Annotated in this window: 37 protein-coding genes; 1 reads left to right on the top strand and 36 read right to left on the bottom strand. The window is 65.2% G+C overall.

The features are described from left to right. Nucleotides 1–254: 254 nt before the first annotated feature. On the top strand, nucleotides 255–1,196 hold the full coding sequence (locus CW348_RS04185; protein WP_016189234.1) for a hypothetical protein: 942 nt from the start codon (nucleotides 255–257) through the stop codon (nucleotides 1,194–1,196). 55 nt (nucleotides 1,197–1,251) lie between these two features. On the opposite strand, the gene truA is transcribed toward CW348_RS04185, so the two are convergent. The 36 genes from truA to rpsL all read right to left on the bottom strand — a co-directional run bounded on the left by truA (nucleotide 1,252) and on the right by rpsL (nucleotide 23,439). After that, nucleotides 1,252–2,142 carry a tRNA pseudouridine(38-40) synthase TruA gene (gene truA, locus CW348_RS04180; RefSeq protein ID WP_011293039.1) on the bottom strand — a complete coding sequence of 297 codons (891 nt, stop codon included), beginning with the start codon at nucleotides 2,140–2,142 and terminating at the stop codon, nucleotides 1,252–1,254. A 32-nt stretch (nucleotides 2,143–2,174) separates the two neighbouring features. Next, complete coding sequence (gene rplQ, locus CW348_RS04175) at nucleotides 2,175–2,693, bottom strand: 50S ribosomal protein L17 (protein ID WP_011293040.1); 519 nt, start codon at nucleotides 2,691–2,693, stop codon at nucleotides 2,175–2,177. 65 nt (nucleotides 2,694–2,758) lie between these two features. Next, nucleotides 2,759–3,775, bottom strand: coding sequence for a DNA-directed RNA polymerase subunit alpha (locus CW348_RS04170; RefSeq protein ID WP_011293041.1), 1,017 nt, complete (start codon nucleotides 3,773–3,775; stop codon nucleotides 2,759–2,761). A 146-nt stretch (nucleotides 3,776–3,921) separates the two neighbouring features. Then, entirely contained in the window at nucleotides 3,922–4,326 is a 405-nt protein-coding gene (gene rpsK / locus CW348_RS04165) for a 30S ribosomal protein S11 (protein ID WP_011293042.1), read from the bottom strand. A 64-nt stretch (nucleotides 4,327–4,390) separates the two neighbouring features. Then, nucleotides 4,391–4,771: a 30S ribosomal protein S13 gene (gene rpsM / locus CW348_RS04160; protein ID WP_011293043.1), complete on the bottom strand. Its 381-nt coding sequence runs from the start codon at nucleotides 4,769–4,771 to the stop codon at nucleotides 4,391–4,393. A gap of 207 nt (nucleotides 4,772–4,978) precedes the next feature. Beyond that, entirely contained in the window at nucleotides 4,979–5,092 is a 114-nt protein-coding gene (rpmJ, locus tag CW348_RS04155) for a 50S ribosomal protein L36 (protein WP_011293044.1), read from the bottom strand. Nucleotides 5,093–5,154: 62 nt separating this feature from the next. After that, the gene (infA, locus tag CW348_RS04150; protein ID WP_011293045.1) at nucleotides 5,155–5,376 is read right to left on the bottom strand and encodes a translation initiation factor IF-1; all 222 of its coding nucleotides are present in this window, start codon (nucleotides 5,374–5,376) and stop codon (nucleotides 5,155–5,157) included. A 259-nt stretch (nucleotides 5,377–5,635) separates the two neighbouring features. Continuing rightward, nucleotides 5,636–6,058: a DUF1707 domain-containing protein gene (locus CW348_RS04145; protein WP_227480927.1), complete on the bottom strand. Its 423-nt coding sequence runs from the start codon at nucleotides 6,056–6,058 to the stop codon at nucleotides 5,636–5,638. Between the two features lie 139 nt (nucleotides 6,059–6,197). Then, entirely contained in the window at nucleotides 6,198–7,022 is an 825-nt protein-coding gene (gene map / locus CW348_RS04140) for a type I methionyl aminopeptidase (RefSeq protein WP_011293047.1), read from the bottom strand. Continuing rightward, entirely contained in the window at nucleotides 7,022–7,591 is a 570-nt protein-coding gene (locus CW348_RS04135) for an adenylate kinase (protein WP_011293048.1), read from the bottom strand. The genes map and CW348_RS04135 overlap by 1 nt, the downstream gene beginning before the upstream one ends. Further along, entirely contained in the window at nucleotides 7,592–8,920 is a 1,329-nt protein-coding gene (secY, locus tag CW348_RS04130) for a preprotein translocase subunit SecY (protein ID WP_011293049.1), read from the bottom strand. Nucleotides 8,921–9,212: 292 nt separating this feature from the next. Next, on the bottom strand, nucleotides 9,213–9,662 hold the full coding sequence (gene rplO, locus CW348_RS04125) for a 50S ribosomal protein L15 (protein WP_011293050.1): 450 nt from the start codon (nucleotides 9,660–9,662) through the stop codon (nucleotides 9,213–9,215). After that, complete coding sequence (rpmD, locus tag CW348_RS04120; protein ID WP_011293051.1) at nucleotides 9,659–9,844, bottom strand: 50S ribosomal protein L30; 186 nt, start codon at nucleotides 9,842–9,844, stop codon at nucleotides 9,659–9,661. Before rpmD ends, rplO begins: the two co-directional genes overlap by 4 nt. A gap of 3 nt (nucleotides 9,845–9,847) precedes the next feature. Then, complete coding sequence (gene rpsE, locus CW348_RS04115) at nucleotides 9,848–10,450, bottom strand: 30S ribosomal protein S5 (protein ID WP_011293052.1); 603 nt, start codon at nucleotides 10,448–10,450, stop codon at nucleotides 9,848–9,850. A gap of 49 nt (nucleotides 10,451–10,499) precedes the next feature. After that, nucleotides 10,500–10,886: a 50S ribosomal protein L18 gene (gene rplR, locus CW348_RS04110; protein WP_011293053.1), complete on the bottom strand. Its 387-nt coding sequence runs from the start codon at nucleotides 10,884–10,886 to the stop codon at nucleotides 10,500–10,502. 2 nt (nucleotides 10,887–10,888) lie between these two features. Continuing rightward, complete coding sequence (gene rplF, locus CW348_RS04105; protein ID WP_011293054.1) at nucleotides 10,889–11,425, bottom strand: 50S ribosomal protein L6; 537 nt, start codon at nucleotides 11,423–11,425, stop codon at nucleotides 10,889–10,891. 17 nt (nucleotides 11,426–11,442) lie between these two features. After that, nucleotides 11,443–11,841, bottom strand: a complete 399-nt coding sequence (gene rpsH, locus CW348_RS04100) for a 30S ribosomal protein S8 (RefSeq protein WP_011293055.1) — start codon at nucleotides 11,839–11,841, stop codon at nucleotides 11,443–11,445. A gap of 234 nt (nucleotides 11,842–12,075) precedes the next feature. Further along, entirely contained in the window at nucleotides 12,076–12,261 is a 186-nt protein-coding gene (locus CW348_RS04095) for a type Z 30S ribosomal protein S14 (RefSeq protein ID WP_011293056.1), read from the bottom strand. A 10-nt stretch (nucleotides 12,262–12,271) separates the two neighbouring features. Continuing rightward, entirely contained in the window at nucleotides 12,272–12,847 is a 576-nt protein-coding gene (gene rplE, locus CW348_RS04090; protein WP_011293057.1) for a 50S ribosomal protein L5, read from the bottom strand. Continuing rightward, entirely contained in the window at nucleotides 12,847–13,152 is a 306-nt protein-coding gene (rplX, locus tag CW348_RS04085) for a 50S ribosomal protein L24 (RefSeq protein ID WP_011293058.1), read from the bottom strand. The genes rplE and rplX overlap by 1 nt, the downstream gene beginning before the upstream one ends. A 3-nt stretch (nucleotides 13,153–13,155) precedes the next feature. Next, nucleotides 13,156–13,524 (bottom strand): 50S ribosomal protein L14, encoded by a 369-nt coding sequence (gene rplN / locus CW348_RS04080; protein ID WP_016189239.1) that lies wholly within the window; start codon nucleotides 13,522–13,524, stop codon nucleotides 13,156–13,158. A gap of 123 nt (nucleotides 13,525–13,647) precedes the next feature. Then, the gene (rpsQ, locus tag CW348_RS04075) at nucleotides 13,648–13,923 is read right to left on the bottom strand and encodes a 30S ribosomal protein S17 (RefSeq protein ID WP_011293060.1); all 276 of its coding nucleotides are present in this window, start codon (nucleotides 13,921–13,923) and stop codon (nucleotides 13,648–13,650) included. Next, nucleotides 13,920–14,177, bottom strand: a complete 258-nt coding sequence (rpmC, locus tag CW348_RS04070) for a 50S ribosomal protein L29 (protein ID WP_011293061.1) — start codon at nucleotides 14,175–14,177, stop codon at nucleotides 13,920–13,922. The genes rpsQ and rpmC overlap by 4 nt, the downstream gene beginning before the upstream one ends. Then, nucleotides 14,177–14,593: a 50S ribosomal protein L16 gene (rplP, locus tag CW348_RS04065; RefSeq protein ID WP_011293062.1), complete on the bottom strand. Its 417-nt coding sequence runs from the start codon at nucleotides 14,591–14,593 to the stop codon at nucleotides 14,177–14,179. The genes rpmC and rplP overlap by 1 nt, the downstream gene beginning before the upstream one ends. 2 nt (nucleotides 14,594–14,595) lie before the next feature. Continuing rightward, nucleotides 14,596–15,408: a 30S ribosomal protein S3 gene (rpsC, locus tag CW348_RS04060; protein ID WP_011293063.1), complete on the bottom strand. Its 813-nt coding sequence runs from the start codon at nucleotides 15,406–15,408 to the stop codon at nucleotides 14,596–14,598. Continuing rightward, the gene (rplV, locus tag CW348_RS04055; RefSeq protein WP_011293064.1) at nucleotides 15,408–15,785 is read right to left on the bottom strand and encodes a 50S ribosomal protein L22; all 378 of its coding nucleotides are present in this window, start codon (nucleotides 15,783–15,785) and stop codon (nucleotides 15,408–15,410) included. The genes rpsC and rplV overlap by 1 nt, the downstream gene beginning before the upstream one ends. 78 nt (nucleotides 15,786–15,863) lie before the next feature. Then, nucleotides 15,864–16,142, bottom strand: coding sequence for a 30S ribosomal protein S19 (gene rpsS / locus CW348_RS04050; protein WP_011293065.1), 279 nt, complete (start codon nucleotides 16,140–16,142; stop codon nucleotides 15,864–15,866). 12 nt (nucleotides 16,143–16,154) lie between these two features. Further along, complete coding sequence (rplB, locus tag CW348_RS04045) at nucleotides 16,155–16,988, bottom strand: 50S ribosomal protein L2 (RefSeq protein WP_011293066.1); 834 nt, start codon at nucleotides 16,986–16,988, stop codon at nucleotides 16,155–16,157. 53 nt (nucleotides 16,989–17,041) lie between these two features. Continuing rightward, a complete protein-coding gene (rplW, locus tag CW348_RS04040; RefSeq protein WP_011293067.1) occupies nucleotides 17,042–17,332 on the bottom strand; it encodes a 50S ribosomal protein L23 in 291 nt (96 codons plus the stop codon). After that, nucleotides 17,329–17,997, bottom strand: coding sequence for a 50S ribosomal protein L4 (gene rplD / locus CW348_RS04035; RefSeq protein WP_011293068.1), 669 nt, complete (start codon nucleotides 17,995–17,997; stop codon nucleotides 17,329–17,331). The genes rplW and rplD overlap by 4 nt, the downstream gene beginning before the upstream one ends. Nucleotides 17,998–18,000: 3 nt before the next feature. After that, nucleotides 18,001–18,651 (bottom strand): 50S ribosomal protein L3, encoded by a 651-nt coding sequence (gene rplC / locus CW348_RS04030; protein WP_011293069.1) that lies wholly within the window; start codon nucleotides 18,649–18,651, stop codon nucleotides 18,001–18,003. Nucleotides 18,652–18,665: 14 nt separating this feature from the next. After that, the gene (rpsJ, locus tag CW348_RS04025) at nucleotides 18,666–18,974 is read right to left on the bottom strand and encodes a 30S ribosomal protein S10 (protein WP_011293070.1); all 309 of its coding nucleotides are present in this window, start codon (nucleotides 18,972–18,974) and stop codon (nucleotides 18,666–18,668) included. A gap of 215 nt (nucleotides 18,975–19,189) precedes the next feature. Continuing rightward, nucleotides 19,190–20,383 carry an elongation factor Tu gene (gene tuf, locus CW348_RS04020; protein WP_011293071.1) on the bottom strand — a complete coding sequence of 398 codons (1,194 nt, stop codon included), beginning with the start codon at nucleotides 20,381–20,383 and terminating at the stop codon, nucleotides 19,190–19,192. A 53-nt stretch (nucleotides 20,384–20,436) separates the two neighbouring features. Next, nucleotides 20,437–22,551: an elongation factor G gene (fusA, locus tag CW348_RS04015; protein WP_104612845.1), complete on the bottom strand. Its 2,115-nt coding sequence runs from the start codon at nucleotides 22,549–22,551 to the stop codon at nucleotides 20,437–20,439. Between the two features lie 45 nt (nucleotides 22,552–22,596). Continuing rightward, nucleotides 22,597–23,067 carry a 30S ribosomal protein S7 gene (rpsG, locus tag CW348_RS04010; RefSeq protein WP_011293073.1) on the bottom strand — a complete coding sequence of 157 codons (471 nt, stop codon included), beginning with the start codon at nucleotides 23,065–23,067 and terminating at the stop codon, nucleotides 22,597–22,599. After that, a complete protein-coding gene (gene rpsL, locus CW348_RS04005; protein WP_011293074.1) occupies nucleotides 23,068–23,439 on the bottom strand; it encodes a 30S ribosomal protein S12 in 372 nt (123 codons plus the stop codon). Between the last annotated feature and the right edge of the window lie 145 nt (nucleotides 23,440–23,584).

Genomic DNA, 23,584 nt, shown 5'->3' with positions numbered 1-23,584 from the left:
CCCCGCCCGCCCCCGGACACCCCCCCGCCCCCCCCCCCCCCCAGCCCCCCCCCGCCGGACCACCACCAGCCGCCCCACCCCTTCCCCCAGCCGGGGCCGCCCCCTCCGGACCCCAGCAAGGCCCCGCCGCATGGAATGCCCCCAGCGGCGCCCAGCCGCCTCTTGCGCCTCCGGCGGGACAGGCTGCGGCATCACCGCCGCCCACGGCGCCCTTCCCCCCGCAGCAGCCCACGGAGCAGCCGCTCCAGGGGACCGTGCTGCCCCCAGGGGGGAAGGCACCCGGGGCCGAGGACGCTACCCAGGTCGTTCCTCCGGTCGCTGACGACGCCACCCAGGTGGTGCCCCCGGTGGACGCGGCAGCCACGCAGGCGATGCCGCCCGCAGGAGCCGCGCCCTCGGCTGGGCGGGACGACATCTTCGGCGGTCGGCCCATGTTCCGGGACGAGGTCGCCGCATCGGAGCCGGCGGCCAGCACCGCGGAAATGGACCTGTCCGAGTACGACGACTACGTGGACAGCCAGCGCCGCCGCTTCCCGGCGCGTCCGCTCCTCATCGGCGCTGGATTCGTCGCTCTCCTCCTCGTTGCCGGAGGAGGCGCGTTCCTGCTCGCTTCAGGAGGAGGCGGCTCCGAGTCCGCCGCCCCTTCGCCGGAAGGCGGCTACGACGTCTCGCTCGTCTCCGACGAATCCACCGATCCGGAACCGCTCAAAGCCGGGGAGCTCTTCGCGGAAGAGACCGTCGACATCGACGGGGAAACCTTCAGCCTCCTGCTCACCGACGACACCGACCGGTGCGACACCACCGCGCACGGCGACTACGCCGCGGTGCTCACCGAGCACGACTGCCGCCAAGTGGTACGGGCCACCTACGCGAACGAGGACGGCACCCGCGCTGTCACCGTCGGGGTGGCCGCGATGGCCAACTCCGACGGCGCGCAGGCAGCAGCCGAAGCACAAGACCCCGCAAACACCCTGTGGTTCGCTGGACTAGCCGGCCAGGAAGGCAGCGGGGCCGAGCGGATGGACATCGCCGGCGGCCACGTGGCCAGCGCGGTGTGGGGCCGCTACGTGGTCTTCTCCCTCGCTGCCAACGCAGACGGCCGAACCCCGGAAAACGAAGACCCGGAGCTGGAGAAGATCAGCGCCCACTTCATTGACCTGGCTCTCGCCCCCTTGGGCGAGCGGGCCGTGCAGTAGGCCCTGCAACCACCCTGCCGGGGGTGCCGCGGCCGTGGCACCCCCGGCGCCGCGGCTACTCTGCGGCCCGCTCCAAGACCCGGAACCTGCGGGTCGCCGCGGCCCGTGCGGCCAGCTCCTCATCCGCCGGGTAGCGCACCTCCTCCAACGTGAGGCCGTGCGGCGGCACCACGTGCACCGCCGAATCGCGTACCCCGGCCCGGAGCACTTGAGCAGGCCACTCCGGGGGACGACGGCCGTCCCCCACCGCGAGCAGCGCCCCCACTAGGGCGCGCACCATGTTGTGGCAGAACGCGTCCGCTTGCACCGTGGCCGCGTACACGTGCTCGCTCTCCCGCCGCCACTCCAAACGCTGGAGCTCCCGGACCGTGGACGCTCCCTCCCGTTTCCGGCAGTAGGCGGCGAAGTCGTGTTCGCCCAGCAGGGCGGCCGCAGCCTCGTTCATCCGGTCGACGTCCAAGGGGCGGCGGTGCCACAAGACTTCGTGGCGGCGCAGCGGATCCACCCCGCCCGGGGCATCGCTCACCCGGTAAACGTAGCGGCGGAACAGCGCGGAAAACCGGGCGTCGAACCCCGGGGGTGCCGGGGCTACCGCGGTCACCCGGACGTCAGGAGGCAGCACCCCGGCCAGGCGGCGCAGCAGCCGCTCCCCCTCGGCCTCCCACACGGACGCGGGCACGTCCACGTGGGCCACCTGGCCGCGGGCGTGCACTCCCGCATCCGTGCGGCCCGCCACGGTCAACTGGGGGGTGGGGATCCGCAGCACCCGGGCCAGTGCTGCCTGGAGCTCCCCTTGGACGGTGCGCCTTCCCGGCTGCTCCGCCCACCCGGAGAAGTCCGTGCCGTCATAGGAAATGTCTAACCTCAGCCGGGTCAGAGTCTCGTCCGTCACTGTTCCTGTCTCCGTCCACGACAAATGCCCGGCCCCCTGACGGGAACCGGGCATTCACACCATCACACGAGTGAAGGCTGGGGAGGTTACTTCTCCTCCGCTTCCCCTTCAGCCTGAGAAGCGTCGGCGGCCTCCGCGGTCTGCACCGAGGTGGCGCCCTCCGCGGGCTGCTTGCCGGCCTCAGCGGCGGGTTCCTGGCTCGCCGCTTCCTCGGTCTGCGCCCGCTTGCTGCCCGTCGCCGGCTTGTTCAGGGCTTCCACCAGCTCGATCACGGCCATCGGCGCGTTGTCGCCCTTGCGGTTGCCGATCTTGGTGATCCGCGTGTACCCGCCGTTGCGGTTCTCGTAGCGCGGGCCGATCTCGGTGAACAGCTCGTGCACAACCGCCTTGTCCCGGATCTTGGTCAGGACCTGGCGGCGAGCGTGCAGGTCACCGCGCTTCCCCAGCGTGATCAGCTTCTCCGCGTAGGGGCGCAGACGCTTGGCCTTGGCCTCCGTGGTCTTGATGCGACCGTGCCGGAACAGGGCGGTCGCCAGGTTCGCCAGCATGAGCCGCTCGTGTGCCGGGCCTCCGCCCAGCCGAGGCCCTTTCGTTGGCGTAGGCATGGTGTTCTCCTTTGATGCGGCCGCCCCAGTCCTGAGCTGGACCGGACCAGCCGGGGGTCTGTGGTCTAGTACTGCTCAGTCTCGACGTAGGACTGGTCGTGGTCGGAACCGTACGAACCGGCCGCGCTCCCCGGGTCGAACCCGCCCTGGGCGTCCTTCAGCGCGAGCCCCATGTCGCTCAGCTTCTGCTTGACTTCCTCTATTGACTTCGCACCGAAGTTCCGGATGTCCAGCAGGTCCTGCTCGGTGCGAGCGACGAGCTCGCCGACCGTGTGGATACCCTCGCGCTTGAGGCAGTTGTAGGAGCGGACCGTGAGGTTGAGGTCCTCGATCGGCAGTGCCAGATCCGCGGCCAGCGCAGCGTCCGTGGGAGAGGGACCCATGTCGATGCCTTCGGCGTCGACGTTGAGCTCCCGCGCCAACCCGAACAGCTCCACCAGGGTCTTGCCCGCGCTGGCCACCGCGTCGCGAGGCCGGATGGCCGGCTTGGTCCAGACGTCCAGGATGAGGCGGTCGAAGTCGGTGCGCTGCTCGACACGGGTCGCCTCGACCTTGTAGGTGACCCGCATGACGGGAGAGTAGATGGAGTCAATCGGAATCCGGCCGATCTCCTGCCCCGGCTGCTTGTTCTGGGCGGCGGAGACGTAGCCACGGCCCCGTTCGACCGTCATCTCCATCTCCAGCTTGCCCTTGCTGTTCAGGGTCGCGATGTGCATCTCCGGGTTGTGCACCTCGACCCCGGCAGGCGGAGCGATATCGGCGGCGGTGACCACTCCCGGTCCCTGCTTGCGCAGGTACATCAGTACCGGCTCGTCGTGCTCCGAGCTCACCACGAGACCCTTGAGGTTCAGGATGATCTCGGTAACGTCCTCCTTGACGCCGGGCACGGTGGTGAACTCGTGCTCAACACCCTCGATGCGGATGCTGGTCACGGCAGCACCGGGAATCGACGACAGCAGGGTGCGGCGCAGCGAGTTCCCGATGGTGTAGCCGAAGCCCGGCTCCAGGGGTTCAAGGATGAACTTGGAGCGGAACTCGGAGATCGGCTCTTCGGTCAGGGTGGGACGCTGAGCGATCAGCATGGTCCGTTTCTTCCTATCTCTCCCACGGCCGCCCGCTATATGACGGCCACTGGTCGGCCCCGCGGCCTGCGGGACCATTAACTAGCAACTGCCGGTCCGCCCCTCCGCCCGGTCTTACGCGGCGGAGGCGGCGTATGGAACGCGAATCAGACCCGGCGCCGTTTCGGCGGACGGCAGCCGTTGTGCGGAACCGGGGTGACGTCCTGGATCGAGCCGACCTCGAGCCCGGTCGCCTGCAGCGAACGGATCGCGGTTTCCCGGCCCGAGCCCGGACCCTTGACGAAGACGTCGACCTTGCGCACCCCATGCTCCTGCGCGCGGCGTGCGGCGGCCTCGGCAGCCATCTGCGCGGCGAACGGAGTGGACTTCCGCGACCCCTTGAACCCGACCTGTCCGGCACTGGCCCAGGAGATCACCGCGCCGGTCGGGTCGGTGATGCTCACAATCGTGTTGTTGAAGGTGCTCTTGATGTGCGCGTGCCCGTGGACGACGTTCTTCTTCTCTTTGCGGCGCACCTTGCGCCCGGCGCCCTGACGGCTCTTAGGCGGCATTCCCTACTCCCAAGATCATCGATCCGTTGCTGGCATCGGGCCCGAATGGCGGGGCCCGAACGGACTACTTCCGACCGGCCTTCTTCTTTCCGGCCACGGTCTTCTTCTTGCCCTTGCGGGTCCGTGCGTTGGTCTGCGTGCGCTGGCCGCGGACCGGCAGGCCGCGGCGGTGCCGGATACCCTGGTAGCAGCCGATCTCGATCTTGCGCCGAATGTCGGCCGCAACCTCGCGGCGCAGGTCACCCTCGACCTTGTAGTTGGCGTCGATCCACTCGCGGAGCTTGACCAGCTCCTCTTCGGTCAACTGGTAGACGCGGGTGTCGGGGTTGACCCCGGTGTTGGCCAGAGTCTCGGCCGCGCGGCTCCGGCCGATGCCGTAGACGTATGTAAGAGCGACCTCCACCCTTTTGTCCCGGGGGAGGTCGACGCCGGCGATGCGCGCCATCGGGCGTACTCCTTCTATGTCGCGGAGGTCTTTCCCGTTCCCGTGCCCTCTCGCCGCCCAACGACGAGGCCCCGGCCTCCGACCGGGGGTGGTCCCGGGGCACAATGCTCCGCCGGGATAGGAACGGGATTCTTCACACTGCAATGCCGGCCGACACATGTCGTCACCGGCGAACTGATTCTCCTATGTCAGAAAGCCAGGACTGGATTAACCCTGGCGCTGCTTGTGCCGCGGGTCCTCGCAGATCACCCTGATCTTGCCGTGACGGCGGATCACTCGGCACTTCGCGCAGATTCTCTTAACGCTCGGCTTAACCTTCATCGTCACTCCGGGTTCTGGGTCCACCTGCGTCGACCGCGGAACGGTGGACGCGAGCGGAGAAGCTACTTGTAGCGGTAAACGATGCGCCCGCGCGTGAGATCGTACGGGCTCAGCTCCACAACAACTCGGTCGTCGGGAAGAATACGGATGTAGTGCATCCGCATCTTTCCGCTGATGTGAGCCAGAACCTTATGCCCGTTGTCAAGCTCCACTCGGAACATAGCGTTGGGCAGGGACTCGATAACGGTGCCCTCAATCTCGATGGCGCCGTCTTTCTTAGCCATATCCTCCACGCTTCTGGAATCGGCCCCGTGAACACGGGGGCTACGGGTGCGGATCTCTCCGAGTGTGGAATGATCCGGCGCCCGACCAGGAATTGACCACTGAAATGCAGGTCAACTGCACTATCTTACGTCACGCGGATCGAAGACGCTTCTGCAGGCAGCCTGACCCAACAACCCGAGTGTTGTGCTCTCTCAGTCTACCTGCTCCCGTGAACGTCTTTGTCAGGCCGCTCCGCGCCGCGGTATGCCTGCCGCCCCACTACCCTCGGTGCGTCCGCTGACCCCACACAGTGATGTACACCACGGCCACCGCCCACAGGCCGATCGCCGCGACATACCATACGAGGTCTGCACCGAAGGAGACGAAGGCGGTCAGCGCACCGCCGAAGAGCAGCGTGCTCGCCCCGCCCACCAGCCAGCGCCTGGCCGTACCCGCAGCAACCGGGGCCCGGGTGTGTCGGGTACTCGCCACCAGCCCAGGAAGATCAGCCAAGTCATAGCCGGGCAGGTCCTCGGTGAGCGCGGCCAGTTCGCCCCGGGTCCGCGCCTGGTACGCCTGCGCGATCCGCTCGGCGAGCTCCTCCTCGTCCAAGCGCCCCTGCGCGCAATGTTCCCGGAGGCGTTCGGCGACACGCTCCCGATCCGCGTCGGAAGCCCGGACATGGGGGTTGGACTCCGCCACCACACCTCCTCCGCCGCTCTGTCCTTTTCACGCTACGGTCCGGTGGCAAGGAGGAGCAAAGACCGCGGCTGAAAATTCGTGTGGGCCGCCTGGGAAGGAGGCGGCCCACACGAATTCAGCACTGCTTCAGCACTGCGGTTCAGAAACCGGGATCCGGGAATCCGAGCGAGGCGATCTTCTCCCGGTTCTCCTCTCGGGCGGTGAGCACCAGGGGGCCGTCGGCTGTGATCGCCACCGAGTGCTCGAAGTGCGCCGAGCGGCTCCCATCCCGTGTCACCACGGTCCACCCGTCCTCCAGCAGGTGGACGTGCCGGGTGCCGCGGTTGACCATGGGCTCGATCGCCAGGCACATGCCTTCGACCAGGCGCATTCCCCGGCCGGGCGGCGAGTAGTTGAGCACGTGCGGCTCCATGTGCATCTGGGTGCCGATCCCGTGCCCGCCGTACTCGCGGACGTTTCCGAAGTTGCCGCGCGAAGCGATGTAGGACTCGATGGCATGCCCGATGTCGCCGAGCCGGTTGCCCGGACGCATCTGCGCGATGCCCTGCCACATCGCTTCCTCGCACACCTCCATCACCGTGCGGTCCTCCTCGGTAACCGTCCCCACCGGGACCGTGATGGCGGAGTCGCCGTGCCACCCGTCGAGGATGGCCCCGCAGTCGATGGAGATGATGTCCCCGTCCGCAAGCACCTTGGTGGCCCGCGGAATCCCGTGGACCACCTCTTCATTGACGGAAGCGCAGATCGATCCGGGGAAACCGTGATAGCCCTTGAAGGACGGGATGGCCCCTGCCTCGCGGATGCTCTGCTCGGCAAGGGCGTCCAACTCCAAGGTGCTGATCCCGGGACGCACCGCCTCGCGCAGCAGGTCGAGAGTGCGGGCCACGACTCGCCCCGCAGCCCGCATCTTCTCGATCTCAGCCGGCGACTTCAGTTCGATCCGGTTTCGCCCTTTACGCAACATCAGGCTCTGCTTTTCAGCGCTGTCATGGCCCGCTGGGTGACCTCCTCGATCGGCCCGACTGCGTCGATCTTCTCCAGCAGTCCGCGCTTCTCGTAGAAGGAGACCAGCGGAGCAGTTTGCTCCCGGTAGACGACCAAACGGTGCCGGATCGTCTCCTCGTTGTCGTCGCTGCGGTTGTCGATCCGGGCCCGCTCCGCAAGCCGCCGGATCACTTCCTCCTCGTCAACGACGAGCTCGAGGACAACGTCGAGCTTGACACCCAGATCGGCAAGCATCTCGTCCAGCGTTTCCGCCTGCGCGAGATTGCGCGGAAAGCCGTCCAAGAGGAAGCCTGCACGAGCGTCGTCCTCGGCCAGCCTATCGCGCACCATGGCGTTGGTGATCTCGTCAGGGACGAGGTCGCCACGGTCCATATAGGCCTGGGCCTTCTTACCCAACTCGGTGCCACCGCTGACGTTGGCACGGAAGATGTCTCCGGTGGACACCTTCGGAATCGACAGTTTGGACGCCAAGATCTGGGCCTGGGTGCCTTTTCCGGCCCCTGGAGGTCCCACCAGTACAACGCGCATCTATCGCAGAAAACCCTCGTAGTTCCTCTGCTGGAGGTGACTCTCGATCTGCTTCACCGTGTCCAGCCCGACACCAACCATGATCAGGATGCTGACGCCGCCGAACGGGAAGTTCGCGGCAGCCCCGGAAGTCCCCAGAGCCACCATCGGCAACAGCGCGATCACACCCAGGTACAGCGCACCAGGCGTCGTCAGCCGGGTAAGGACGTAGTCCAGGTACTCGGCGGTCGGACGTCCCGGGCGAATACTCGGGATGAATCCACCGTACTTCTTCATGTTGTCGGCCACTTCAGCGGGGTTGAAAGTAATGGCCACGTAGAAGAAGGCGAAGCCGACAATGAGGAGGAAGAAGGTGGTCAGGTAAACCGGGTGGTTCCCCATCGGGTTGAAGTAGGTGTTGAGGAAGTCCACCACCTTGTTGTCGGTTTCGGCGCCCAGCAGTCCGACCACCAGGGTCGGCAGGTACAGCAGGGACGAGGCGAAGATGACCGGAATCACACCGGCCTGGTTCACCTTCAGCGGGATGTAGGTCGAGCTGCCACCGTACATCCGGCGGCCCACCATGCGCTTGGCGTACTGCACGGGGATACGGCGCTGGGCCTGCTCGATGAAGACCACACCTGTGATAAGCACCACTCCGGCCACGCAGACGAGGGCGAAGACCCACGCGGGGTTCTCGCTCCAGATGCGCATCATGCCGGCGGGGAACTCCGCGATGATCTGGGTGAAGATCAGCAGCGACATGCCGTTGCCGACCCCGCGCTCGGTGATCAGCTCACCGAACCACATGATGACGCAGGTGCCCGCAGTCATCACGAACACGATCATGATCAGGACCGGCAGCTCGTAAGAGGTGTGGAGGAAGGGCATGTACTCTTCGGGTATACAGGCGTTCTGGAAGAGCTGCCCGGTCCGGGCCATCGCGATGACACTGGTGGACTGGAGGACGGCCAGAGCGATCGTCAGGTAACGGGTGTATTGTGTGATCTTGCTCTGCCCGGCCTGGCCTTCCTTCTTCAGTGCTTCAAGCCGCGGCACCACCACCGTGAGCAGGTTGAGGATAATGCTCGCGGTGATGTACGGCATGATGCCCAGCGCGAAGACGGCGAGTTGCAGCAGCGCGCCACCGCTGAACAAGTTGATCAGCGCATAGATATTCGAGGCACCGGTCTCGGCCGTCTGCTGGACACACTTCTCAATAGCGACACTGTCGATCCCCGGGGCGGGGATGACGGCGCCGAGCCTGAAAATCGTCAGGATAAACAGCGTGAACAGCAGTTTGTTACGTAGTTCAGGCGTGCGAAACGCACGGACGAACGCACCTAGCACGTCTCCTCCTGCCAGGCGTCGACGGCGCAGCCGATTCGAGACATCGCGGCCGATCCTGGATCGTCGTAATCATCGGCCCCGACCACAACAGCCGGAGCCTCGTCAAGTCAAGCAGAAGGCACATTAGCAGCCATTGAACAATTGGTGTGGACCACCAAGTTCACAATAAGAACACACTCGGTGGCACACCGTACCAAGAACCCCCCGGAAAAAGGGACAGGGGCGTTCACCGATCTTCCCAATCTCGTGGGCATGATCGATGAGACGCCCCCACACGTCCTCAGGGATGCCCCTAGATCTCGGTGACGCTGCCACCAGCCGCAAGGATCTTCTCCTTGGCAGAGCTGGAGAACGCGTTCGCGCTCACCCGCACCGGAACCGAAATCTCTCCAGTGCCCAGCACCTTGACCGGCTGATTCTTGCGCACCGCACCCTTGGCGACCAGGTCCTCAATGGTGACCTCGCCGCCCTCGGGGTACAGCTTGCTCAGCTTGTCCAGGTTCACCACCTGGTACACGGTCTTGAATTTGGCGTTACTGAAGCCCTTGAGCTTCGGAATCCGGCGGATGAGGGGCATCTGGCCACCCTCGAAACCGGCCGGCACCGTGCTCCGAGCCTTGGTGCCCTTGGTACCGCGGCCGGCGGTCTTACCCTTCGACGCCTCACCGCGGCCCTTGCGGATCTTGGCCTTGTTGGAGCCGGGGGCCGGACGCAGGTGGTGGAGCTTGAGCAACTCGCTCATGAGCTGACCTCCTCGACGGTGACGAGGTGCGCGACAACGTTGATCTGTCCGCGAACCTCGGGGCGGTCGTCGCGGATGACCGACTTACCGATCCGACCGAGGCCGAGGGAGGCAAGCGCGGCGTGCTGCTTCCGGTTACCGCCGATCTTCGACCGGACCTGGGTAATCTTGAGCTTCGCCATCACCTACACCCCCGCCTTGGCTTCCGCGCGAGCGCGCAGCATGGGCGCCGGAACGACATCTTCCAGCGGCAGGCCACGCCGGGCGGCGATCTCTTCGGGACGGCTCAGGCTCTTCAGAGCAGCAACCGTCGCGCGCACAATGTTGATCGGGTTCGACGACCCGAGCGACTTGGTGAGGACGTCGTGGATGCCAGCGCACTCCAGCACGGCACGCACCGGACCACCGGCGATCACACCGGTACCGGGAGCGGCCGGGCGGAGCAGGACCACGCCGGCAGCGTCCTCTCCCTGGACCTGGTGCACGATGGTGCCCCCGATCCGCGGGACCCGGAAAAAGTTCTTCTTCGCTTCCTCAACACCCTTGGCGATCGCCGCGGGCACTTCCTTCGCCTTGCCGTAGCCGACGCCGACCATGCCGTTGCCGTCGCCGACCACGACCAGAGCGGTGAAGCTGAACCGGCGTCCACCCTTGACGACCTTGGCGACCCGGTTGATCTTCACAACCCGCTCGATGTAGGAGACGCCCTTGTCAGCGGAACCGCCGCGGCGATCGTCACGGCCGGAACGCCGCTCGCCACCGGCGCCGCGCCGCGGAGCTGCAGCCATCAGTGGTTCCTCTTCCCGTCGTTGAAACTGCGGTTGTCAGGAGTCATCACTAGAACTCCAGGCCGCCTTCGCGCGCGCCGTTAGCCAGCGCCGCGACACGGCCGTGGTAGCGGTAGCCGGCCCTGTCGAAAACGACAGCGGTGATCCCGGCGGCTTTCGCACGCTCGGCGAGCACCTTGCCCACCAGGTGCGACTTCTCGGTTTTCCTGCCCTCCTCGCCGCGGATGGAGGCCTCCAGGGTGGAGGCGGACACCAGGGTGTGCCCCTTGGTGTCGTCCACAATCTGCGCGACGATGTGCTTGAGCGAACGGGTGACGACCAGACGCGGACGCTCCGGCGTGCCCCGAACCTTCTTGCGGACCCGCATGTGGCGGCGCGCCCGGGCGGCCGCACGGGGGGAAACGCCCCTGCGGGTAAGCGACGACCTCTTCGCCATGCTTACTTACCAGCCTTTCCGGCCTTGCGGCGGATTCTCTCGCCCTGGTAGCGGATGCCCTTCGCCTTGTAGGGGTCGGGCTTGCGCAGGCTGCGGATGTCCGCGGCCACCTGGCCCACCTTCTGCTTGTCGATTCCCTCGACGTGCAGCAGGGTCGGCTTCTCCACCCGGAACGTGATGCCCTCCGGAGGTTCCACGACGATGGGGTGGCTGTAGCCCAGAGAGAACTCCAGGTTCCGGCCCTTGGCCTGGACGCGGTAGCCCACACCCGAGATCTCGAGGGTCTTGGTGTACCCCTTGGAGGTGCCCTCGATCAGGTTGGCAATCAACGAGCGGGTAAGCCCGTGCAAGGAACGGGTCTGCGGTCGATCGTCCGCACGCGATACCTTTACCTGGCCGTCTTCCAGGGTAACGGTGATCGACGGCGGGACAGTGTGCTTGAGTTCGCCCTTCGGCCCCTTGACTTTGACGTCTTTACCGTCGATGGTGACTTCGACGCCCTTGGGGACCGAGATCGGCTGTCGGCCAATACGCGACATGCTGAAATCTCTCCCTGTTACCAGACGTAAGCGAGGACTTCGCCGCCCACGCCGTTCTTCTTGGCCTCTTTGTCCGTCATCAGGCCGCTGGACGTCGAAATAATGGCCACGCCAAGTCCGCCGAGGACACGCGGAAGGTTGTCCTTCTTCGCGTACACCCGCAGACCAGGCTTGGACACACGACGGAGCCCGGCGATAGCACGCTCACGGGTGGGCCCGTACTTGAGAGTCACCACCAGGTTCTTGCCGACGCGGGCGTCTTCGACACGCCAGCCCTGGATGTAGCCCTCCTTCTGGAGGATCTCGGCGATGTGCGCCTTAATCTTCGAATACGGCATCGCCACGGTCTCGTGGTATGCCGCGTTCGCGTTACGCAGACGTGTGAGCATGTCTGCGATTGGGTCGGTCATCGTCATGGCCGATTGGCCCTTTCCTCGCTGCGGTTTCCCCGGAAACGGAACTCTCCCCCGAGCCCGCGTCCCGATTTATTCGGGTTGTCCGAGGACCTGCCGCGTGGTCATGGACATCGGGCGGGTGGGTGTTCCGCGTGATGTCCGGTCGGTCGTGAACACAATGATGAGCGGCGGGCACACGCCCCACCGCATACCTGCCGGGGCCGGCCGGACCGGCCGACCCGACGAGTCTGCTTGCTACCAGCTGGCCTTGGTGACGCCCGGCAGCTCGCCCCGGTGCGCCATCTCGCGGAAGCAGATCCGGCACAGGCCGAACTTCCGGAAGACAGCGCGCGGGCGGCCACACCGCGAGCATCGAGTATACGCACGAACCCGGAACTTGGGCTTCCGGTTCGCCTTGGCGATCAGCGCCTTCTTGGCCATCCCTACTCCCCTAGTCTTCCTTGAAAGGGAATCCGAGCCGCCGCAGCAGGCTCCGCCCTTCCTCGTCGGTGGCCGCCGTGGTGACGATCGTGATGTCCATGCCGCGCTGCCGGTCGACCTTGTCCGGGTCGATCTCGTGGAACATCACCTGTTCGGTGAGACCGAAGGTGTAGTTCCCGTTCCCGTCGAACTGCTTGGCCGACAGGCCGCGGAAGTCACGGATGCGCGGAAGCGCTAGGGTGAGCAGCCGGTCCAGGAACTCCCACATCCGGTCGCCGCGCAGCGTCACACTGGCTCCGATGGGCTGACCCTGCCGCAGCTTGAACTGCGCGATGGACTTCTTGGCCCGGTTGATCTTGGGCTTCTGTCCCGTGATCGCGGACAGGTCAGCGATCGCACCCTGGATGAGCTTGGCGTCCCGGGCCGCGTCGCCGACACCCATGTTGACCACGATCTTGGTCAGCCCAGGCACCTGCATGATGTTCGTGTAGCCGAACTCTTCACGCAGGGCCGGGATGATCTCCTCGCGGTACTTCTGCTTCAGCCGCGGAATGGGCGGAGCGTCGATCTCGTTCGTGACCGTCATCAGATTTCCTTACCGGTACGGCGGGAGATCCGAACCTTGGTTCCGTCCTCCTTGAAGCGGTAGCCGACCCGGGTAGGACGGCCGTCCTCAAGGAGCGCGACGTTGCTCACGTGGATCGGCGCTTCGAGGGTGACAACCTCACCCTGCTGGCCACCCGCCTGGTTCGCCTTCTTGTGCTTCTTAATGAGGTTGACGCCCTCGACGATGACTCGCTGCTCCTTGGGAAGGGCCTTCTTGACCTTCCCCGTGGCACCCTTGTCCTTACCAGCGATGACGATAACCTCGTCGCCCTTCTTGATCTTCATCGCCTAGAGCACCTCCGGCGCCAGCGAAATGATGCGCATGAACTTCTTGTCTCGCAGTTCACGGCCGACCGGGCCGAAAATACGGGTGCCCCGCGGGTCCCCACCGTCCTTGATGAGCACGGCGGCGTTCTCATCGAAGCGGATGTAGGAGCCGTCGGGCCGACGGCGTTCCTTCGTGGTGCGCACGACAACGGCTTTGACGATGTCGCCCTTCTTGACCCCCGCGCCGGGCAGGGCGTCCTTGACGGTCGCCACAATCGTGTCACCGATGCTCGCGTACCGCCTGCCCGAGCCGCCAAGGACACGGATGGTCAGCAGCTCCTTCGCACCCGTGTTGTCGGCGACCTTGAGTCGCGACTCCTGCTGAATCACGTCTGCTCCTGATATGTGCGCGCGGGCTCATCACCCGCGCTCGCTAGCTGGTCCGCCCCGCCGCGGTGACCGGTCTCCACCAACCGATCACCGCGGCGGGTCAGAGATCGCAGCGGCGATCCCTTACTTGGCCTTCTCCAGGATCTCCACGACGCGCCAGCGCTTAGTCGCAGACAACGGCCGGGTCTCCATCAGACGCACCCGGTCGCCAACACCGGCGATGTTCGCTTCGTCGTGGGCCTTGTACTTGGTGGTGCGGCGGATGATCTTGCCGTACAGCGGGTGCTTGAAGCGGTTCTCCACCGCCACGACCACCGTCTTGTCCATCTTGTCGCTGACGACGTAACCCTCGCGGACCTTGCGGTGGTTACGTTCCTGTGCCGTGGTCTTCTCACTCATTCGGCTGCTTCCTTCGCCTTGTCAGCCGACTCCTCGGCAGCCAGCGGCATGATGCCCAACTCGTGTTCGCGCAGCACCGTGTAGATCCGCGCAATCTCACGCTTGACAATCCGCAAGCGACTGTTGTTGTCCAGCTGCCCAGTAGCGGCCTGAAAACGGAGGTTGAACAGCTCTTCCTTCGCCTCCTTGAGCTTCTCGGTCAGCTCCTTGACGGAGTAACCGCGAAGCTCAGCGGCGGTAAGGGACTTAGCCATTACTCCCCCGCCTCTCGCTTCACGACCTTGCACTTCATCGGCAGTTTGTGGATGGCCCGGCGAAGGGCTTCCTTCGCCACAGGCTCAGGCACACCTGCCAGCTCAAACATCACCCGGCCGGCTTTGACCGGAGCGACCCACCACTCCGGGGAACCTTTACCGGAACCCATCCGGGTCTCAGCCGGCTTCTTGGTCAGCGGACGGTCCGGGAAGATGTTGATCCAGACCTTGCCACCACGGCGGATGTGGCGGGTCATCGCGATACGCGCCGCCTCGATCTGCCGGTTGGTGACGTAGGCGGACTCCAGAGCCTGGATGCCGTACTCGCCGAAGTGGACGCTCGTACCGCCCTTAGCACGCCCCCGCAGGCTGGGGTGGTGCTGCTTGCGGTGCTTGACCTTGCGGGGAATGAGCATCGTCAGCTCCCCTCGTTCCCGGACTTCGCGGCCTTAGCGGCCTCGGTCGCCTGGGCGGTCGCCTTCTCAGCCTGCTGTTGCTGCTGGCCGCCGCCTCCGCCGCCGCCACGACGACGGCGTCCCGGACGCTCCCGGCGCTGCGGACCAGCAGCACGCTGCGCGGCCTGGGCGGCCTCGCGCTCAGCGCGGGTCATCGGCGCTTCGCCCTTGTAGATCCAGACCTTCACGCCGATACGGCCGAAGGTGGTACGCGCCTCAAAGAAGCCGTAGTCAATGTCGGCGCGCAGCGTGTGCAGCGGCACCCGGCCTTCGCGGTAGAACTCGGAACGCGACATCTCGGCGCCGCCGAGACGGCCACTGCACTGGACACGGATGCCCTTGGCCCCGCTCTTCATCGCGCTCTGAATGGCCTTGCGCATGGCACGGCGGAACGCGACTCGGCTCGACAGCTGCTCCGCCACCCCTTGAGCGACGAGCTGGGCGTCGATCTCAGGGTTCTTCACCTCGAGGATGTTGAGCTGGACCTGCTTGTTGGTCAGCTTCTCGAGGTTGGCACGGATGCGGTCGGCCTCCGCACCGCGGCGGCCGATGACGATGCCCGGCCGGGCGGTGTGGACGTCGACCCGGACCCGCTCACGGGTGCGCTCGATCTCCACCTTGGAGATCCCGGCGCGCTCCATGCCGCGAGTCAGCATCTGGCGGATGGCTACGTCTTCCTTGACGTAGTCCTTGTACAGCTTGTCGGCAAACCACCGGCTCTTGAAGTCGGTGGTCACTCCGAGGCGGAACCCGTGCGGGTTGACTTTCTGTCCCACTATCGGGTCCTTTCCTTCCTCTTGGCCGACGCGGCGCCCACGGTGTCACGCGGCGCGACTTCCACAGTGATGTGGCTCGTCCGCTTGTTGACTCGGAACGCACGGCCGAAGCCTCGCGGCCGAATGCGCTTCAGAGTCGGTCCTTCGTCCACCCAGGCGCGACTGACGACCAGCGTTTCACGGTCCAACTTGTCGTTGTGCTCGGCATTGGCGATGGCGCTGGCGAGCACCTTCCCCACCGGTCCACTTGCCGCCTGAGGTGCGAACCGGAGCACCGCCTGAGCCTCCTCAGCGGGCAGCCCGCGAATAAGGTCCACCACCCGGCGGGCCTTTCGGGGCGTGACGCGGACAAACCGCGCTTGTGCCCTCGTTCCCATCGCTTTTCCCTCGCTCACGGAAATCTCACCCCCACCACCGTGGGGTCCTGACGCTTCTCACAACTGACCGGACGTCCGCTAGCGGCGGCTGCGGCGGTCCTCCTTGACGTGGCTGCGGAAAGTACGCGTGGGGGCGAACTCGCCGAGCTTGTGGCCGATCATCGCTTCGGTGATGAACACGGGGACGTGCTTGCGGCCATCATGCACGGCGATGGTGTGCCCGATCATCTCGGGAACGACCATGGAGCGGCGCGACCACGTCTTGATGACGTTCTTGGTGCCCTTCTCGTTCTGCTCCAGCACCTTCTTCATGAGGTGGTGGTCGACGAAAGGCCCCTTCTTAAGGCTACGTGGCATCAGTCGTGCTCCTTACCGCTTCTTCTTGCTACGCCGACGCACGATGAGCCGGTCGCTGGGCTTGCCCTTCTTACGGGTCCGGCCCTCGGCCTTACCCCACGGGCTGACGGGGTGGCGGCCACCGGAGGTCCGGCCCTCACCACCACCGTGCGGGTGGTCGATCGGGTTCATCGCCACACCACGGACGCTCGGGCGCTTGCCCTTCCACCGCATCCGGCCGGCCTTACCCCAGCTGATGTTGGCGTGTTCGACGTTGCCGACCTGGCCCACAGTGGCCCGGCATGCGACCTCGACCTGCCGCATCTCGCCCGAGGGCATACGCAGGGTGGCGTAGGCACCCTCCTTGGCGAGGAGCTGGATCGCCGCTCCGGCCGCACGGCCCAGCTTGGCACCGCCGCCCGGCTTGAGCTCCACCGCGTGCACGAACGTACCGGTGGGGATGTTGCGCAGCGGCAGGCAGTTCCCCGGCTTGATGTCAGCCGCGGGGCCGTTCTCGACCCGGTCGCCCTGCTTCAGACCCACAGGCGCCAGGATGTACCGCTTCTCGCCGTCCACGTAGTGGAGCAGCGCGATACGTGCGGTGCGGTTCGGGTCGTACTCGATGTGAGCGACCTTGGCGGGAATACCGTCCTTGTCGTGGCGGCGGAAGTCGATCAGCCGGTAGGCGCGCTTGTGGCCGCCGCCCTGGTGGCGGGCAGTGATGCGACCGTGACCGTTGCGCCCGCCCTTGGAGTGCAGCGGACGGACCAGGGACTTCTCAGGCTTCGAGCGGGTGATCTCAGCGAATGTGCTGACGCTCCCCCCGCGACGCCCTGGGCTCGTCGGCTTGTACTTTCGAATGCCCATCTCTTTCGTGCATTCCTTACGTGTGAATCGATCTCAAACGGCACGGCTGGAGATCAGACTCCGAAGATGTCGATCCGGTCGCCGTCCTTCAGGCTCACGATCGCGCGCTTGGTGTCGGGCCGCTTGCCGTAGCCGAACCGGGTGCGCTTGCGCTTGCCTTTCCGGTTAATCGTGTTGACGGAGGTGACCTTCACGTCGAAGATCTGCTCCACCGCCATCTTGATCTGGGTTTTGTTGGCCTCGGGGTGGACCAGGAAGGTGTACTTGTTCTGGTCCAGCAGGCCGTAGCTTTTCTCGGAAATCACCGGCTTGATGATGATGTCCCGAGGGTCAGGGATCCTCACTGGTCGTCCTCCTGAGACGCCGCGATCTTGCTGCCCTTGGCGTGTGCCAGGAACTCCTGGTAACCGGCTTCGGTGAACACGATGTCGTCGGCGTAGAGCACGTCGTAGGTGTTGACCTGGTTGGCGTCGAGGATGTGCACCTCGGGGAGGTTCCGCAGCGCGAGACGGTTGTGCTGGTCTTCGCGCGACAGAACCACCAGCACCTTGTCAGAGTCGGTGATCTTACGCAGCGTCTTCAGCGCAGTCTGGGTGCGCTTGGTGGTGACGTCCTCGGGGACGAACTCGCTGACGACGTGGATACGTCCGTGCTGCGCCCGGTTGCTGAGCGCCCCGCGCAGGGCGGCAGCCTTCATCTTCTTGGGCGTCCGCTGGGCGTAGTCGCGCGGCTTGGGGCCGTGCACCGTACCACCGCCGGTGAACTGGGGCGCACGGACAGAACCCTGGCGGGCCCGGCCGGTGCCCTTCTGGCGGTACGGCTTCTTACCACCACCGCGGACCTCACCGCGGGTCTTGGTGGAGTGCGTCCCCTGCCGGCCTGCGGCCTGCTGGGCGACCACGACCTGGTGGATCAGCGGGATGTTGACCTTCTGCGCGAAGATCTCGTCAGGGAGCTCGACGCTTCCCTTCGCCGCGCCCTCGCGGTCCTTGACCTCGATGGTCGCCATGGCTTACTTGCCCCCCTTCACGGCGGTGCGGACGAGAACCAGGCCACCGTTGGGACCGGGAACCGCACCCTTGACCAGAAGGAGGCCCTTCTCGGCGTCAACTGAGTGCACGGTGAGGTTCTGCACGGTGCGGCGCACGTTGCCCATGCGGCCGGCCATGCGCATTCCCTTGAAAACACGGCCTGGGGTGGCGCAGCCACCAATGGAACCAGGAGAACGGTGCTTGCGCTGGGTGCCGTGCGAGGCGCCGAGGCCGCCGAAGCCGTGGCGCTTCATGACACCGGCGTACCCCTTGCCTTTCGTCTTTCCGGTGACGTCAACCTTTTCACCAGGCTGGAACACGTCAGCGGTGATCTCCTGACCGACCGTGTACTCGCTGGCGTCGGAGGTGCGCACCTCGACGTAGTGGCGGCGAGGGGTGAGGTTGTGCTTACGCAGGTAATCGCCGAGCGGCTTGTTCACCTTGCGCGGGTTGATGTGGCCGTAGCCGAGCTGAATCGCGGAGTACCCATCGGTCTCCGGGGTACGGACGCGAGTCACGACAGCTGGGCCGGCCTTCAACACCGTCACAGGCACAACTTTGCCGGACTCGTCGAAGACCTGGGTCATGCCGAGCTTTTCGCCCAGGACTCCCTTGATCTGCTTGGTCGTCATGTCTTCAGCGTCCTTTAGAGCTTGATCTCGATGTCGACACCAGCCGGGAGGTCGAGCCGCATCAGCGAGTCGACGGTCTTCGGCGTCGGGTCGATGATGTCGATCAGCCGCTTGTGCGTGCGCATCTCGAAGTGCTCACGCGAGTCCTTGTACTTGTGCGGCGATCGGATGACGCAGTACACGTTCTTCTCGGTCGGCAACGGCACCGGGCCCGCGACTTGCGCGCCGGTCCTCGTCACAGTCTCGACGATCCTGCGGGCCGATTTATCGATGACCTCGTGGTCATAGGCCTTGAGCCGAATGCGGATCTTCTGTCCCGCCATGGTGGCCTTCGTCCTTCGTGTCAGTGTCCTAGAGACGCAGCGCCGTAAAGGGCCAGTGCGCTCCGGAGGAACTTCCGGTTGAGGCTCTATTCACCTGAGAAACCGCTACAGGGCTGTTCCCTGCTGGGTGGCATCACCGCAAGAGCCCGATGACGTCCTTCATGGTGTCGGGCGGTCGGGTTGCTGACGGACCCGACCGCCCGACCAGAGTCGTGCTACTTGATGATCTTGGTGACGCGACCCGCGCCTACGGTCCGTCCACCCTCACGGATGGCGAACTTCAGACCCTCTTCCATCGCGACCGGCTGGATCAGCTTGACGGTCATCGAGGTGTTGTCACCGGGCATGACCATCTCGGTGCCCTCGGGGAGGGTAACGACACCGGTGACGTCCGTGGTCCGGAAGTAGAACTGCGGGCGGTAGTTGTTGAAGAAGGGCGTGTGGCGGCCACCCTCGTCCTTGGAGAGGATGACGACCTGGGCCTCGAACTCGGTGTGCGGGGTGGTGGTGCCAGGCTTGATGACGACCTGACCGCGCTCCACCTCCTCGCGCTTGACACCACGCAGCAGCAGACCGACGTTGTCACCGGCCTGGCCCTGGTCGAGCAGCTTGCGGAACATCTCCACACCGGTGACGGTGGTGGTGATCTTGTCGTCCTTGAGGCCGACGATCTCGACGGTGTCGTTGACGTTGATGACACCGCGCTCGATACGGCCGGTGACGACGGTACCGCGACCGGTGATCGAGAACACGTCCTCGATCGGCATGAGGAACGGCTTGTCGATGTCCCGCTGCGGCTCGGGGATGTTCTGGTCCACGGCCTCCATCAGCTCGAGGATCTTCTTGCCCCACTCGGGGTCACCCTCGAGGGCCTTCAGCGCGGAGACGCGGATCACGGGCACCTCGTCGCCCGGGAACTCGTACTCGTTGAGCAGCTCGCGGACCTCGAGCTCAACGAGGTCGAAGATCTCCTCGTCGTCCACCATGTCGGACTTGTTGAGAGCCACGACAATGTAGGGGACGCCGACCTGGCGAGCCAGGAGCACGTGCTCCTTGGTCTGCGGCATCGGACCGTCAGTAGCGGCGACCACCAGGATCGCGCCGTCCATCTGGGCGGCACCGGTGATCATGTTCTTCACGTAGTCCGCGTGACCGGGGCAGTCCACGTGCGCGTAGTGGCGGCTCTCGGTCTGGTACTCCACGTGCGAGATGGAGATGGTGATACCGCGCTCGCGCTCCTCCGGGGCCTTGTCGATGTCCTCGAAAGGCGTGAACGGGTTGAGGTCCGGGTACTTGTCGTGCAGAACCTTGGTAATCGCCGCGGTCAGCGTGGTTTTACCGTGGTCGATGTGACCGATGGTGCCGATGTTTACGTGCGGCTTGGTCCGCTCGAACTTGGCCTTCGCCACTGGATTACTCCTAGACGTACAGGTTGCTTAGCTGGACAGGTGAGGTGTCGTGGCTATTCGCCGCGGGCCTTCGCAACGATCTCCTGCGAGACGTTGGAGGGGACCTCCGCGTAGGAGTGGAACACCATCGTGTAGTTAGCCCGACCCTGGGTACGGCTGCGCAGGTCACCCACGTAGCCAAACATTTCCGACAACGGAACGAGTGCCTTGACGACACGGGTCCCGGCGCGTTCCTCCATGGACTGGATCTGACCGCGCCGGCTGTTCAGGTCACCGATCACGTCGCCCATGTACTCTTCCGGCGTGGTGACCTCAACCGCCATGACCGGCTCGAGGAGAACCGGGTTGGCTTTACTGGCCGCCTCCTTGAAGGCCATGGAACCGGCGATCTTGAAGGCGAGCTCAGAGGAGTCCACGTCGTGGTAGGCCCCGTCCTGGAGGGTCACCTTGATGCCGACCAGCGGGTATCCAGCGAGGACACCGAACTGGGCGGCCTCCTGGCAACCAGCGTCTACCGACGGGATGTACTCCCGCGGGATACGACCGCCAGTGATGTTGTTGACGAACTCGTAGCCCGGGCTGTCACCGTCACCGTCGATCGGAAGCGGTTCGAGGTCGATGACCACGCGACCGTACTGGCCGGCGCCACCCGTCTGCTTCTTGTGGGTGTACTCGACGCCTTCGACCTTGCGGCGAATCGTCTCGCGGTAGGCCACCTGGGGCTTACCGATGTTGGCCTCGACCTTGAACTCTTCGCGCATCCGGTTGACGAGCACCTCGAGGTGCAGCTCGCCCATACCGGAGATGACGGTCTGACCGGTCTCCTCGTCGGTAGTCACTCGGAAGGAGGGGTCCTCCTCCGCAAGACGCTGAATCGCGGTACCGAGCTTCTCCTGGTCGCTCTTGGTCTTGGGCTCGATCGCGACTTCGATGACGGGAGCGGGGAAGGTCATCGACTCCAGGACAATCGGGTTGGCCTGGTCGCACAGGGTTTCGCCGGTGGTGGTGTCCTTCAGGCCCACCACTGCGACGATGTCACCGGCGCCCACCCGCGTGATCTCCTCACGCTTGTTGGCGTGCATCCGGTAAATCTTGCCAATCCGCTCCTTGCGGCCCTTGATGCTGTTGAGAACCTGCATGCCGCTTTCGAGCACCCCGGAGTAGATCCGCAGGTAGGTGAGCTTACCGAGGTGCTGGTCGCTCATGATCTTGAATGCGAGAGCGGCCAGCGGCTCTTCTTCGCTGGGCTTGCGCTGGAGCGTGACTTCCTCGTCCTTGTCCTGGGGGTCGTGACCCTCGATCGCCTCGATGTCCAGCGGCGACGGCAGGTAGGCGACGATGGCGTCCAGCAAGGGCTGCACGCCCTTGTTCTTGAACGCGCTACCGCACAGGACCGGAACGGCGGCACCGGAGATCGTGGCCCGACGGATCGCGGCAACGAGCTGCTCCACCGTGGGCTCCTGGCCCTCGAGGTACAGCTCCATGATCTCGTCATCAGCTTCAGCCACAGCCTCGACGAGCCGCTCGTGGCCCTCCTGCGCGGCCTCTGCGTAGGCGTCCGGGATCTCGATGGTGTCGTACATTTCGCCCTTGGGGGTGTCCGGACTCCAGACGTAAGCCTTCATCCGGATGAGGTCGATGACACCCTGGAAGTCGGATTCGGCGCCAATCGGAAGCTGGACAGCCAGCGGGTTGGCGCCAAGACGCTCGCGGATCATGTCGACGCAGCGCTGGAAGTCCGCGCCGATCTTGTCCATCTTGTTGACGAAGCAGATCCGCGGCACGTTGTACCGGTCGGCCTGGCGCCACACCTGCTCCGACTGGGGCTCGACACCTTCCTTGCCGTCGAACACGGCGACTGCGCCATCGAGGACCCGCAGCGAACGCTCCACCTCAATGGTGAAGTCGACGTGACCGGGCGTGTCGATGATGTTGATCGTGGTGTCGTTCCAACGACAGGTGGTCGCGGCAGACGTAATCGTGATGCCGCGCTCCTGCTCCTCTTTCATCCAGTCCATCGTCGCCGAGCCCTCGTGGGTCTCGCCGAGCTTGTAGTTGACACCGGTGTAAAAGAGGATGCGCTCTGTCGTCGTGGTCTTGCCCGCGTCGATGTGCGCCATGATCCCGATGTTGCGGACCTTGGCGAGGTCAAGAGCAGTGGTAGCCATGGGGCTCGTCTTCTCTCGGTCTCTCGTGTGGCAAACCCGCGGGGGTTACCAGCGGTAGTGGGCGAAGGCCTTGTTGGACTCCGCCATCTTGTGGGTGTCCTCACGTCGCTTGACAGCGGCGCCAAGACCGTTGCTGGCGTCGACCAGCTCGTTCATCAGACGTTCGGTCATGGTCTTCTCACGGCGCAGACGCGCGTACTGCACCAGCCAGCGGAGCGCCAGGGTGGTGCTGCGCGATGCGCGGACCTCGACCGGTACCTGGTAGGTGGCGCCACCAACACGGCGGCTGCGCACCTCGAGGGTGGGCTTCACGTTGTCGATGGCCCGCTTGAGGATGACCAGGGGGTCCTGCCCGGTCTTCTCCCGGGCACCCTCAAGAGCGTTGTAGACGATCGACTGGGCCAGGGATCGCTTACCGTCCCGCAGCACCTTGTTGATCAGTGCAGTGACCAGAGGCGATCCATAGACCGGGTCAGTCATCAGTTGGCGCTTCGGCGCCGGACCTTTGCGCGGCATTTACTTCTCCTTCTTGGCGCCGTAGCGGCTACGAGCCTGCTTGCGGTTGCGAACGCCCTGCGTGTCGAGTGCGCCGCGAACGATGCGGTAGCGCACGCCCGGAAGGTCCTTCACACGGCCACCACGCACGAGCACGATGGAGTGCTCCTGGAGGTTGTGGCCGACGCCGGGAATGTAAGCAGTGACCTCGATCTGGCTGCTCAGCCGGACACGAGCGACCTTCCGCAGCGCAGAGTTCGGCTTCTTCGGCGTGGTTGTGTAGACACGTGTGCACACGCCGCGACGCTGAGGGCTTCCCTTGAGCGCCGGAGTCTTGTTCTTCGAAACCTTGGTCTTACGGCCCTTACGGACCAACTGCTGAATCGTGGGCACCGCGTCTCCGTACTTCCCTCTTGACCTACGCCGGTTCCATAGTCATTGGATGCGCTATGACCTGCTGGATTTCCCGCTCCCCCGACCCCCGCGCTCGGGCGTGTCGCCCCAGTTTCTAAGCACAGTGGAGCACTACACCCGACCG

The sequence above is a fragment of the Thermobifida sp. genome (genome assembly GCF_017577275.1).
In the GTDB taxonomy this organism is placed as follows: Bacteria; Actinomycetota; Actinomycetes; order Streptosporangiales; family Streptosporangiaceae; genus Thermobifida; species Thermobifida fusca.
The sequence above is the reverse complement of the archived record's forward strand: the minus strand, read 5'-3'. Positions and strand labels throughout refer to the sequence as shown.

Excerpts from the sequence above, each read along its gene's own strand:
- rplC (WP_011293069.1), bottom strand. The coding sequence starts at position 18,651 with ATGACGACCAAGCAGATCAAGGGAGTCCTGGGCGAAAAGCTCGGCATG.
- rpmD (WP_011293051.1), bottom strand. The coding sequence starts at position 9,844 with ATGGCGAAGCTCAAGATTACCCAGGTCCGGTCGAAGATCGGCGGTAAC.
- rpsH (WP_011293055.1), bottom strand. The coding sequence starts at position 11,841 with ATGACGATGACCGACCCAATCGCAGACATGCTCACACGTCTGCGTAAC.
- rpsE (WP_011293052.1), bottom strand. The coding sequence starts at position 10,450 with ATGGCTGCAGCTCCGCGGCGCGGCGCCGGTGGCGAGCGGCGTTCCGGC.
- rpsK (WP_011293042.1), bottom strand. The coding sequence starts at position 4,326 with ATGCCGCCTAAGAGCCGTCAGGGCGCCGGGCGCAAGGTGCGCCGCAAA.
- rpsQ (WP_011293060.1), bottom strand. The coding sequence starts at position 13,923 with ATGAGTGAGAAGACCACGGCACAGGAACGTAACCACCGCAAGGTCCGC.
- rplV (WP_011293064.1), bottom strand. The coding sequence starts at position 15,785 with ATGGGAACGAGGGCACAAGCGCGGTTTGTCCGCGTCACGCCCCGAAAG.
- infA (WP_011293045.1), bottom strand. The coding sequence starts at position 5,376 with ATGGCTAAGAAAGACGGCGCCATCGAGATTGAGGGCACCGTTATCGAG.
- map (WP_011293047.1), bottom strand. The coding sequence starts at position 7,022 with ATGTTGCGTAAAGGGCGAAACCGGATCGAACTGAAGTCGCCGGCTGAG.
- CW348_RS04170 (WP_011293041.1), bottom strand. The coding sequence starts at position 3,775 with ATGCTGATCGCTCAGCGTCCCACCCTGACCGAAGAGCCGATCTCCGAG.
- rpsM (WP_011293043.1), bottom strand. The coding sequence starts at position 4,771 with ATGGCGCGCATCGCCGGCGTCGACCTCCCCCGGGACAAAAGGGTGGAG.
- rplF (WP_011293054.1), bottom strand. The coding sequence starts at position 11,425 with ATGTCGCGTATTGGCCGACAGCCGATCTCGGTCCCCAAGGGCGTCGAA.
- rpsS (WP_011293065.1), bottom strand. The coding sequence starts at position 16,142 with ATGCCACGTAGCCTTAAGAAGGGGCCTTTCGTCGACCACCACCTCATG.
- rpmJ (WP_011293044.1), bottom strand. The coding sequence starts at position 5,092 with ATGAAGGTTAAGCCGAGCGTTAAGAGAATCTGCGCGAAGTGCCGAGTG.
- truA (WP_011293039.1), bottom strand. The coding sequence starts at position 2,142 with ATGCCCGGTTCCCGTCAGGGGGCCGGGCATTTGTCGTGGACGGAGACA.
- rplD (WP_011293068.1), bottom strand. The coding sequence starts at position 17,997 with ATGGCGACCATCGAGGTCAAGGACCGCGAGGGCGCGGCGAAGGGAAGC.
- fusA (WP_104612845.1), bottom strand. The coding sequence starts at position 22,551 with ATGGCTACCACTGCTCTTGACCTCGCCAAGGTCCGCAACATCGGGATC.
- rplP (WP_011293062.1), bottom strand. The coding sequence starts at position 14,593 with ATGCTCATTCCCCGCAAGGTCAAGCACCGCAAGCAGCACCACCCCAGC.
- rpsG (WP_011293073.1), bottom strand. The coding sequence starts at position 23,067 with ATGCCGCGCAAAGGTCCGGCGCCGAAGCGCCAACTGATGACTGACCCG.
- rplX (WP_011293058.1), bottom strand. The coding sequence starts at position 13,152 with ATGAAGATCAAGAAGGGCGACGAGGTTATCGTCATCGCTGGTAAGGAC.
- rpmC (WP_011293061.1), bottom strand. The coding sequence starts at position 14,177 with ATGGCTAAGTCCCTTACCGCCGCTGAGCTTCGCGGTTACTCCGTCAAG.
- CW348_RS04135 (WP_011293048.1), bottom strand. The coding sequence starts at position 7,591 with ATGCGCGTTGTACTGGTGGGACCTCCAGGGGCCGGAAAAGGCACCCAG.
- rplE (WP_011293057.1), bottom strand. The coding sequence starts at position 12,847 with ATGACGGTCACGAACGAGATCGACGCTCCGCCCATTCCGCGGCTGAAG.
- CW348_RS04095 (WP_011293056.1), bottom strand. The coding sequence starts at position 12,261 with ATGGCCAAGAAGGCGCTGATCGCCAAGGCGAACCGGAAGCCCAAGTTC.
- rplQ (WP_011293040.1), bottom strand. The coding sequence starts at position 2,693 with ATGCCTACGCCAACGAAAGGGCCTCGGCTGGGCGGAGGCCCGGCACAC.
- rplB (WP_011293066.1), bottom strand. The coding sequence starts at position 16,988 with ATGGGCATTCGAAAGTACAAGCCGACGAGCCCAGGGCGTCGCGGGGGG.
- rplR (WP_011293053.1), bottom strand. The coding sequence starts at position 10,886 with ATGGCGAAGAGGTCGTCGCTTACCCGCAGGGGCGTTTCCCCCCGTGCG.
- rpsJ (WP_011293070.1), bottom strand. The coding sequence starts at position 18,974 with ATGGCGGGACAGAAGATCCGCATTCGGCTCAAGGCCTATGACCACGAG.
- rplO (WP_011293050.1), bottom strand. The coding sequence starts at position 9,662 with ATGAGCGAGTTGCTCAAGCTCCACCACCTGCGTCCGGCCCCCGGCTCC.